The organism is Methylobacterium sp. J-072 (genome assembly GCF_022829425.1).
In the GTDB taxonomy this organism is placed as follows: domain Bacteria; phylum Pseudomonadota; class Alphaproteobacteria; order Rhizobiales; family Beijerinckiaceae; genus Methylobacterium.
In genome coordinates this window covers 41,102-50,439 of sequence record NZ_JAKSYK010000034.1, presented here as the reverse complement: position 1 = coordinate 50,439, position 9,338 = coordinate 41,102, and the positions used below count along the sequence as shown (strand labels likewise).

Sequence of the window (9,338 nt, the reverse complement as noted above, 5' to 3'; positions counted from 1 at the left end):
ATGTTCTTCAGACGCGCCTCGTGACGCGTCCGATGTCGGTCCGTCCACATCTGCTCTCCACCCCGCCCCGCCAGGCGGAATTTGTGTTGCTACACGAGACAGATGGGGACGGCCGGCAGAGGCGCTCAAACAGGCTCTTAGTGAGCGGACAGGTGGATATCGCTCAGAACGCTCCATTCGGCGAATTAAACTTTGAGGATCCCTTGCCCGGAAGCGGACCACCGCAAATCCACCCCTTCCGACCGTAGGTCACTGCCTCGCCGAAGGACCCGCAAGGGGACGTTCCCGGCTTCTGCAGTGTGTCGTGAGCAGACCCGGCAACGATGTCTGCTTCCATGCATCGCTGCCCCGTACCGGACCAGCTGCAAACCACCCATCACGGACCTTCATACAGGCTATCTGCAACGGCGGGATCTGGCCGGAAGCGGCATGTCGGCTTTGGAGAAGGTCGGCCGGAAAAGCGGACAGGCCCTACCGACGTGTCCCGGTCGCTCCTCACTCGCTTGAGCCTGCTCGAGAGCGGACGTTCTTGACGTCAGGATGGAGACCCGAGGCGAGCACCCATTGGGCGATCCGTACAAATGCCGGGGCAGCATCAAGCAGGCGTTCCGGGGTTCAATCAGTCCCTGATCGGCCGGAGGATCCTCATCGGCGCGACGCCCTTCGAGCAGGCGAGATCCCGAGCGAGCACCGCGCCGAGGGTGTAACGGCAGTCCGAGCGGGATGGGGCTACCGGTGCGCGGGTACCCGGCGGCCCAGTTGAAGATGCGGTGGGCGTTGAAGAACCACCGCTCCTGCGCACGGCTCATCACCCGCAGGAGGCTGGCCATCGTACGACGAGCAGAGGTGAGGATCGCACCGATCGACGGCGCCTACGCATGGTGCCAGGAGTGATGGACGAATAGCGGCGCGAACGCCGGGATGATCGCGGCGGAGCGGGTGGGTGGAAGCGGCATGGCGGCGTCTCTTGGTAGCACCTCTTGGTAGGGACGCCACCAAACTAGCCTCACGCATGCTCCGTAACGTCACCCGCTCAAGACTCTCCCAACGGCCAAAGTCGAGGTCGGTCGGGTGCTCCTACCGAGCTAAAAAGCTTCAGACACGCGATCGCGAGTCATGGCATATAGATCAGCCGAGCGCTGTCTTTAACGGTCGAGGTCTGAGGCCTGTCAGAGACGAGTCTGACCAACTCACCTGCGGAACCTCATGCGAGCAGCCGTTCTCGCAGAACGTTTGCAGCGTACGTCGATCCAGGCCGACATCGCGCAGCATATCGTCATCCATGGCCGAAAGAATTCTGTAGTTTCTCGCGGCTGCACGCTTTTTCTGAAAAGACCTTACGATCGAAAACATCATGGTCCGCCCTCCGCCAGCCCAAATACGAGCCTCCAGGCACATATCGGCGACAAGTATGATTGCTGTATCCTGATGTACGCGCATCGCTCATTTGAACGATATGGCGGTCCAGCTATGATCTGTTTTGGATTGGCTTGGGGTTTCGAACACCCATCGTAAGCGCCAACAGCAACTTTCAAACTGCATCGACATCAAATTCGAGCGCGAATCGAGAACTATGCACGTGGCACAGCATTGAGATCACACGCGAGATTCCAGCTCGGATTCCAAATGCGATTGTACGGGCCGTACCGCCTGCTATTCGGGGGGTCGGCGAGTAATTTCGTTGTCAAGATAAGTCGCCCACTCAGACAAATTCGTGAGCTGCGAGCCGAACATTTTACTGATCTGATGGAAGCCCAGAGCCCGGTAACTTTCGAACTGGCTTTCCGAAAACCACTGATTGGCCGTACTTTCATGCGGGAAAGCTGTGCTGGTGGTGCCATAGGCGCGGACCTCGGCGGGGATATCCTTGAGAAAGCTTGGCTTGATGTATATTAGAGATGCCGCGTCACGGGCGCCTGGATAGGTGATCGTACCTCGCGCATAGCCCATGGCACCGGCACGTTTGCCCTCACGCTCGATCGTCGAGCGGGAACGAATCCGCATCTCGCCCATCTGGACTTTCGCCAATCCGTCGACCTCCGCCTTGCGGATTACATTGCCGAGATCGAAGAAAGTGCATTTCTCGTCCTGACCCGCATCGATCACCACGATCCGCGCACATCGCCGCCGCAGCATCTCGTAGACGCCGAGATTATCGAAATGGCCGCCATCTGACAGATAAATTGCCTGTCGCACATCGGTGCTGCGGCCGCCGAGTTCGCTCAGGAGCGCGAGCACGGAGTTGGCCGGCTTGGCGAGCTTCAGGTCATCCCGGCGTGCGACCGCGGGGTTGGGTAGCCAGGCCCCGAGCCGAACGTTGAAGAGCGTCATCAGGAAGGCGATCATGCGCGACGAATGATAGCCCCAGTTCGGGCTGACTGCCGCACCGGAGATCGTCAGGAGCCCACCGAGCAGGGGCCCTTTGCCGGCGCTGACTCTGTCGCCCCGGGTTTCCATACCGGCATATTCCGATGTCCGGATATACGCCCCGCGCGGACCACCCGTCCGAGGCATGTCGCGCGCCATGTCCGCGCGGTCTAGGATCGCTGAGCCGCAGGCGAAGGGTGTCGCGGTGAACGAGGCGGCTTTTCGCTCCGCCCACTCGGTGTGTAGGAGGTCCGTGAGATTGAGCGTCATATTGACGACGGGCAACAGCCGCTTTTCCGTCCCGAGTTCGGCGATGCGCGGACTGTCTGCTTCGTCGAAATCGGTGAAGGGATCGGCGTCACGCCGTGTCCGCGCCGAGCCGAGAAAGCCCCGGGTCAGGCGGTTGCGGTAGACGCCGTGCATCGAGAAGCGGTTGACGTTGACGCGGCCGAACAGCCAGACGGCGCCACCTAGGAGCGCGGCCACCACCAGATCCATTATCAGGATCATTCCGTAGGGATTGATGCCACAATCGACACTTGCGTTAATGCCAAGTTGCGTCCAGCGCGGCAGCAGGCAGTCGCCCCATCCATCGTGCACGTAGCCGAGAAAGCGGCCGAGGGACCATCCCATCAGCGCGAATAGGCTGATCCCGAAGACCGCCGCCATCGCGCTCAGGCCCATCATCAGGAGGTCGTCCATCCGCCCCTTGGCGGCCAGAGACTGCGCGCGGGCGAAGACCTGCTTGCCCAGGACGGCGGCGGCCGGGCCGGTAGCGAGGGCGCCCAACGCACTGAACAGACCAGGAAGTTGTGCGTCGTCGCGACCGAGGGCGACGGCAGATAAGATCAGGCAGCACAGGCACAGGCCTGCCCAACCCACCGCGGCCAGCAGGAGTTGCCCGTCGATCCGCGCGACCCATTCGCGGTCGAGGTCGGCGCATTCCGCGCTCTTCCGGAACCCGATGAAGATGACACTCTGGAGAAGGTGGATGACGATCAGCGCGGGTGGGGCCGCGACCGTCAAGATTTGTGAAACCTGAGCCCGCCCGGCATCGAAGCTGGCGGCGGCGTCGCCCACCAGCCAATCGATGCTCAAGCCGGCGCAGATACTGATCAGCGTGGCCGAGACAAGACTGCTGGCGAGCCAGGGGCCGACATTCCGCTCGTACAGCCAAAGGCCCGGATGGCCCTTCGACGTTTGCCATATCAAACCGCTGAGATAGGCTGCGACCTGCACGGTGAAATATCCGACGCCCAGCTGGTACAATGACAAGGGCGATACCGGCAGCGCTTGCTCGAACAGCGCGCGGAGCGTGAACGGCAGAGCAAGGGCCCAGAGGCAGGTCGGCGCGATGATGCCGGCCGCGATCAACGTCGGGGAGGCGTACGCCGTTAGTTCGCCCTTCCGCGGCCGATGACTCGGCAAAAGAGTGCAGGCGCTGAACGTCGCAACGAACAGCGCCGCGCTGCCGAGCACCAAGGGAAGCCACAGCGTACTTCGGCTCGCAGCCTCGAGTGCCGTCCTGTAGGCAAGCAATCCGAGGGGAACGAACAACAATAGTGGAAAGATGAGCAGCCAATTGAGAATGGTGTTTCTTACGTAGAGAACGATGCCTGCCCAGGTGTCCCTCGACAGAATCCCGACTTCCGGGGTCAGGTAGTTCGTGTATCGCCGCAGCTTGGCGAAGATCTCGTTGCCCGAGTCGCCGAGCTGGCGTTCAGCCTCGGCTATGCCGCCGCACTGACGAATGAACGTCTGCAACCAGCCGCCTGCGAAGCCGCCCCCCGATACCGTCGATAGGTAGTGGAATTCGCCGAGCATCCGCCGGTTGGCCAAGGCCTGCAAGGCGCCGAGGCAGAAGGTGGCGCTGCGGATACCGCCGCCGGACAGACACAGGCCGGCGAGCCGGGCTTGGTCGGCCCGCGCCTGCCAGGGCGTTTGATCGCCGGGCTGCGGCGGCCCGCAGAAATGGTCCATTTCCTCTTGGAGCACCTGCTTCGTTTCCAGGTACCACGCGTCGCCGCCCGTCGTCACCGCGGGCAGATGATGTGGAGGGGCGTCCGCCTGAGTTTCTGCGATACTTGTGCTCATCGCTCCTCCCACCGCCTGCGCGGTGCCCGACTTCGCAGTTCAGCCGACGCAGGACAAAGGTGTCCTCGCTCCAATCGACATAGTAAATAATCAAGTAAAATGGCAATATATCGAAGATATAATAGCAAATATTGAAAGATAAAATTCACAATTATAGCATAGGTCGGATATATGACACCGCTTAGCATATGCTTGAAGTGGGGCTGGTCGCGGTAGAATTGCGTCTTTGAGTGATTGCCACACCGGTGATGGCGAGCATTGCCGGTCACCGGAATTTCACCGAAAATCTGTATTCGAACATCATCCATTTGAGGGACGCGCCTGCCTGGATCGGTGCTTATTAGATTTGGTGAGACGTTTCGCGAAGACAGGGTGCCCACCATGTCCCAGGTGCGATCGTGACCCGCTCCAAGGCCGCACATGTGGTCGCGCTCACGGCGATGATCCTGGTCCCGACGCAGGCCGGGTTGCGGGCTGCGGCCCAAGAGCCGGAGGGGAGTCCGCGGTTTCTTCAGCAATCCTGGAATCCGCAGGAGCGAGCGTGGTTCTACGGTGCGAGCCAGGGTTCGCAGATCATGCCCTATGCATGGTTCATGTCGCTGGAGCGTCCGGACGGCGACAGGCTCTTCGTCGAGGATGGGCTCACCCGCTTCGGATACCTGCCGAACCCGTATGACGGGGAGCGCGGATCGATCCGCAGCGGGCTTCCCATCGGCTTCGTGAAGGATGTGGACGATCGCGGCGAATGGATCGGCATGACCTGCGCCGCCTGCCACGTGAACGTGGTCGAATTGCGCGGGCAATCGATCTTGGTCGATGGCGGCCCAGCAAATGCAGACATGTTCGCATTCATTGAGGAACTCAGCCGAGCCGTCGCCCTGACAACCGACGATACGGCGCGTTTTGAACGCTTCGCCCGTCGCGTAATCCCGCCGGAACTGTCGGCGCCGGAAGCAGGTCCATCCGAGGCCGACCGCCGCCGACTACGTATGAGCCTGGCCCGGTTTGCCGAGGACTTCTCCCGTTACGTCGAGTCGAGCCGAACCGCGGTGCCTTGGGGACCAGCACGCCTGGATGCCTTCGGGATGATCTTCAATCGGGCGACGGGCATCGATTTGCACGACCCGCACAACATCGCCCAACCCGATGCACCCGTCAGTTACCCCTTCCTGTGGGATACGTCTTGGCATGACCGGGTGCAGTGGAACGGCTCGGCCCCGAACGGGCTCGCCGTCGAGCGACTGGGCAGGAATGTCGGCGAGGTGCTGGGGGTGTTCGCACATGTCGACATCCGTGAGCCGACCCTGCCGCCGCTCTGGTTCGAGACCTCCGTGGACCGGGTCAACCTTCTGCGGATCGAGAACCAATTGGGCGCCCTCACAGCTCCGGCTTGGCCAGACCGGATCGCGCCGCGCACGGAGGCGCAGAACCAGGACGCTGCAGCAGGAAAGGTTCACTACGACAGGTATTGCGTGTCCTGCCACGCGATCGCCCCGACTGACGCGATCCGCAATCTGAAGGTGACCCTGACGCCGCTGGCGGAGATCGGGACTGACCCGAAGATGGCAACGAATGCTGTGGCCCGGCGCGCGCGAACCGGAATCCTGGAAGGTGTCCGAATGCCGTTTCTGGCAACGACGCCCCCGTTAGCCGCCGAGACGAGCAGCCTCGAACTCGTGGCCGCGATCGTCGCCGGCGCGATCCTGGCGCCGATTGACCGCGGACTGGACCTGTCGGGAATAGGGGCGGACCAGACCATTATCCTCGACCGGTTGCTCAAGCGAGGTGCAGCCGCGCTCGCGTCCCGCAACGAAATGCTCAACGATCTCTCGACGTCCGGCGGCAAGAGTCTCGCTGCCGAATACATCAACGCGCGGAGAGACCGCGATCTTCTGGTTTATAAAGCACGTCCTCTCAATGGTATTTGGGCGACGGGTCCGTATTTGCATAATGGGTCAGTGCCGAATTTGCACGAACTTCTGCTCCCTTCAACCCGACGATCTAAGACGTTCCGTGTTGGCAGCCGCGAACTGGATGAGGCCCGCATCGGCTTCAGGTCCGACACTGGCCCATTCTTGTTCGACACCGCGCTGCCGGGCAATGCCAATACCGGCCACGAAGGGCCTGCTTACGGGACGGGGCAACTTGACGACGTGCAGCGCCGGCAGCTCCTGGAGTATTTGCGAACCCTCTGATTGCGCGCGGTATGCGGCGTAGATTTCTATCGTGGAAGTATTGAATTGTCGTCCGACTGCACTCGCAATAGAATAAATGGTTTCGGCGCTCATCGGATCTGACCGGAAGGTTGGAGATCTAACGACACTCAGAATTCCGCACTCATCGTGGAGCGTGGCCATGCAGGATCTCGAGGCGTATTCGCATCTGGTAGGGTCAATCTACGACCGTGTCGGCCAACCGGAAGAATGGTCGGCTCTCCTAGAGGATCTGACGGGGTTCGTCGGCGGGCGTGTCGGTCAGCTTGCTGTGTTCAGCCTCGAGGGGAACCGCAAGCCGATGTGGGCGGTGTCCGGCTTCGAACGGTCGCGGTACCGCGAGTTCCTCTACCGGCATGCCACCGAGGATCCGCGCCTCCCCTACATCCTGTCGAACCAGGGCAAGGTCATCCGAGCCGAGGAAGGGATCGATGCCGCGCGGTTCCGGGAGACCGCCCTGTTCAAGGAAGTCGTGCAGCCCTTCGAGATCGAGCACAGCCTCGTCACCTACTTTGCCAAGGAAGCTGATGTCATGGCCACGCTCGCGGCCATGCGCGGCGAGGCGGCTGGACCCTTCCGGTCTGACGAGGCGCGGCGCCTGGCAATGCTTGTCCCGCATCTGCGCCGGGCCTTCGAGTTGTACGCGCTGATGCGGCAGGCGTCAGAGCGAACGTCCGATCTCGCTTCCGCCCTGGATCTGCTGGATGCCGCTGTGATCCTCACAGACTCTCGCCTGCACGTGGCGCACGTCAACCGCGCCGCCGAAGCGCTTGCACAGTCCCGCACCGGCGTGTCTTTCGCTAAGGGCAGCCTCGTCTTCAAGGATAGCCAAACCGGACGGCGAATAGCGCGCGCCGCCAGCGAGGCGCTCTCGGCTGCAAGCGGTGACGTCGCAATCACACATGCAGACCACATCGCCGTGACCTGCGGTGAAAGCGGCGTCCTATATCGCGTGTCGTTGCACCCGCTGTCGAAGCGGCCAGCGAGTACCGGGTCAAGGGTGAAGGCTGAACTGGCGATCGTGATCCGGACCGGAACACAGAAGGTCCAGGAAAGTAACGCTGCACGGTTGCAGAAACTGTTCGGGCTGACTGTCGCCGAGTCGATTCTCGCCAACGCAGTGGCTTCGGGACGGTCCCTCAACGCACATGCCCAGGACCGTGGCATCGCGATCTCGACCGCCCGCACACAATTGCGCGCTCTGTTCGCCAAAACTGAAACGCATAGGCAGGGCGAACTCGTCGCGCTTCTGCGTGAGGGATTGGACGTCTCCCTCAACTGACGCACCGAGCATCGGGACGGAACCTTCGAGTTTCACCGCGAAGTAAACTGGAGGGCGCGCATGCGCACCGTCGCTCCCAAGACACCCTGCCTCGAATTCTTAGAGGCCCTGCCGGTGTCGAAGCGCTGGCAGTTCGCCCGGGAATGGATCGCCCGCGCGCCGAAACCCTTCTTCGCGCAGTTGCGTGCGCGACGGACCGCCCTGGATTGCGGTGCGGTTGTCTTGGTCGCCGGCCGCGCCGAGGTCGAAGAAATCCTGTCCTTGCCGCAGGTCTTCTCCGTCGCGCTCTACAAGCCCAAGATGGGCGAGTTCATGCTGGCGCTCGACGGCACGGAGGTGAATTACCGGGATAAGGCGGTCATGCGCGCCGTGCTGTCCTGGCGCGACCTCCCGGCTATCCGGGATTTGGCGGGCAACATCACCGACACAGCCCTAGAAGAAGGCGGCGGAACCATCGACGTCGTCGCGTCGATCTCGCGTTTGGTGCCCTTGCGAATCGTACAGCGCTTTTTCGGGTTCGCGGCATCCGATGCCGACCTTCTGCGCTGGTCATACGCCAACCAGTTCGACCAGTTCAATAACCTGCCCTTCGACGAGCGAGCCGATGCAGACGCGATTCACGCAGCGGCGGATCTGGCACGTGGGGAAATGCGGGCGGCGTTCGCATCGATCATCCCGGCGCGCCTCGCGGCCATCGAATCCGGCACCGATCTGCCCGACGATGTTCTCACTCGGCTGCTCCGGTTGCATCTGCCGGTGGCAACCGGCTTCGGTATGGACCGCGTCGTCATCAATGTCGGTGGGTTGCTCATCGGGGCCATCGAGACGACGTCGGAGGCCGTGGTGAACGCTCTCGCCGAACTCCTGAGCCGGCCGGCGATCCACGAGGCTGCGCGCACGGCCGCCCGGTCCGGTCCTGCCGCCTTCGACGGCTACGTATGGGAGGCGCTGCGCTTCGCGCCGATCGTCGCCTTCATGTTCCGCCAGGCGGAAACCGACCATGTGCTCGGTCGGGGCAGCGCTAACGAGACCGGTATCGCGAAGGGTAAGATCGTCTTGCCCCTCAGCCTATCGGCAATGTTCGACCCGAATGGAGTGCCCGAACCGGAACGCTTTGATCCCACACGCCCGGATCAAACCTACCTGCATTTCGGCAGGGGTCATCACGAATGCCTTGGCCGCTATGTAGCTGGCGCAATGATTCCTGAAATCGTTCGTCGCATCCTCCTTCGAGACGACGTGCGGGCCGACGGCGCCGTCGAGGACGAGGGGACGCCATTCCCGACCGCGTTCAGGATTTCCTATGATGGAAGGTCGATAGAAACCTCCAAGCTCGCTTAGCCGGCCGCACGAATAAAACACCGCCTAGATCACGAGCACGC

The 9,338-nt window shown here is 62.0% G+C and carries 5 protein-coding genes; 3 read left to right on the top strand and 2 right to left on the bottom strand.

Annotation, left to right across the window (positions count from 1 at the left end; translation table 11 throughout):
* Window positions 1-1,128: 1,128 nt before the first annotated feature.
* Both MKK67_RS03155 and MKK67_RS03150 read right to left on the bottom strand, forming a co-directional pair.
* Window positions 1,129-1,353 (bottom strand): DUF1127 domain-containing protein, encoded by a 225-nt coding sequence (locus tag MKK67_RS03155; RefSeq protein WP_243962189.1) that lies wholly within the window; start codon window positions 1,351-1,353, stop codon window positions 1,129-1,131.
* A 300-nt stretch (window positions 1,354-1,653) separates the two neighbouring features.
* Entirely contained in the window at window positions 1,654-4,461 is a 2,808-nt protein-coding gene (locus tag MKK67_RS03150; protein ID WP_243962187.1) for a hypothetical protein, read from the bottom strand.
* A gap of 398 nt (window positions 4,462-4,859) precedes the next feature.
* On the opposite strand from MKK67_RS03150, the gene MKK67_RS03145 reads away from it, so the two are divergent.
* From MKK67_RS03145 to MKK67_RS03135, 3 genes are all read left to right on the top strand, one after another.
* Window positions 4,860-6,656, top strand: coding sequence for a di-heme-cytochrome C peroxidase (locus MKK67_RS03145; RefSeq protein WP_243962186.1), 1,797 nt, complete (start codon window positions 4,860-4,862; stop codon window positions 6,654-6,656).
* Window positions 6,657-6,816: 160 nt separating this feature from the next.
* Window positions 6,817-7,956, top strand: a complete 1,140-nt coding sequence (locus MKK67_RS03140) for a helix-turn-helix transcriptional regulator (RefSeq protein WP_243962185.1) — start codon at window positions 6,817-6,819, stop codon at window positions 7,954-7,956.
* 60 nt (window positions 7,957-8,016) lie between these two features.
* Window positions 8,017-9,297, top strand: a complete 1,281-nt coding sequence (locus tag MKK67_RS03135) for a cytochrome P450 (protein WP_243962184.1) — start codon at window positions 8,017-8,019, stop codon at window positions 9,295-9,297.
* Window positions 9,298-9,338 lie beyond the last annotated feature (41 nt).